1 protein-coding gene is annotated in these 293 nt (G+C 33.1%); it reads left to right on the forward strand.

Annotated features, from left to right (window positions below; genetic code table 11):
- Positions 1 to 293 (forward strand): Ser-Thr-rich GPI-anchored membrane family protein (locus tag Q0997_RS20375; RefSeq protein WP_299892581.1); only part of this gene is annotated, 293 nt, incomplete at both ends.

The following is a 293-nucleotide window of genomic DNA, read 5'->3' on the forward strand; positions in this document are numbered from 1 at the left end:
TGTAGAATACGGGTTTTTGATGCACAACAATCTTGTAAAGAAGATATAAGTGATGCCGTATTTACAATAACTCCAGCACCTCCTGTTTTAACTTATCCTAATGGAGGAGAAACTTTAGATTCAGGATGTTCTTATACTATTCAATGGGATACTAGTACTTTGTATACTTCAGTTAGATTAGATTATTCATCAGATAATGGAGATACATGGAATACCATAGTAAACGGTACTTCTAATGATGGGAGTTATAGTTGGAGTACGCCTAATAGTTTACCTACAAGTAACTATTTAAT

This window comes from uncultured Lacinutrix sp. (genome assembly GCF_947500325.1).
In the GTDB taxonomy this organism is placed as follows: Bacteria; Bacteroidota; Bacteroidia; order Flavobacteriales; family Flavobacteriaceae; genus Lacinutrix.